This window comes from Actinomadura sp. BRA 177, assembly GCF_013372625.1.
Lineage (GTDB): Bacteria > Actinomycetota > Actinomycetes > Streptosporangiales > Streptosporangiaceae > Spirillospora.
This window is the reverse complement of record NZ_JABXFD010000718.1, coordinates 1-680: the sequence shown is the minus strand read 5'-3', so window position 1 is coordinate 680 and position 680 is coordinate 1. Positions and strand designations below refer to the sequence as shown.

The 680-nt window shown below is 78.4% G+C and carries 1 pseudogene; it reads right to left on the bottom strand.

Annotation, left to right across the window (positions count from 1 at the left end):
• Positions 1–8: 8 nt before the first annotated feature.
• Positions 9–680, bottom strand: a pseudogene (locus HUX53_RS38895) (hypothetical protein); the annotation flags it as partial.

Genomic DNA, 680 nt, shown 5'->3' with positions numbered 1-680 from the left:
CGCCAGGACTACGACATGCCGCGCGGGCCGCCGGGGCCGAGCGGCATGTCGTAGTCCTGGCGTCCGGCGGGCGGCGGCCCGGCGGCCGGGCGCCCGCCCAGCGGGTCGGAGCCGTACTCGCCGTAGGACGGTTCGCGGGAGCCGTACTGGGGCTGCTCGGGAGCGCCGTACTGGTCCTGGCCGCCGTAGGACGGGTCGCCGGCGGACCCGTACGCGGGCTGTGGCTCCTGCCCGCCGTACTGCGGCTGGTCGGGCACGCCCGGACCGCCGTAGGACGGGCCGCCGAGGTCGGCGGGGACCGGGTCGAGCGACGTCGCGCCGGGGTCGTTGCCGAACGGCGCGCCGCCCGGGAACCCGCCGGGGGCGGGCAGCTGCTGCGGGCCGGTGCCGCCGCCCTGGCCGCCGCCGGGGTGGCCGCCGAGGCCGTTGAGGACGGTGCCGTCCGCGCTCATCGAGACCGGCTGGGTCAGCTGCGGCTGCTCGGGCGGCGGGCCCGGCGCGTGCAGCGGGTCGCCGGCGAGGTCGGGCTCCGGGCGCTCGTCCCCGTGCTCGCGGTCGTGCTGCCAGGGGAACTTGGGCTTGTCGAAGGTGATCGTCGCCCAGTAGTCGTCGTCCTCCATCTCGTCCGACGCCTGGCCGCTCGGCGCGGGCGGCGGCCAGGCGTCGGACGAGATGGAGGA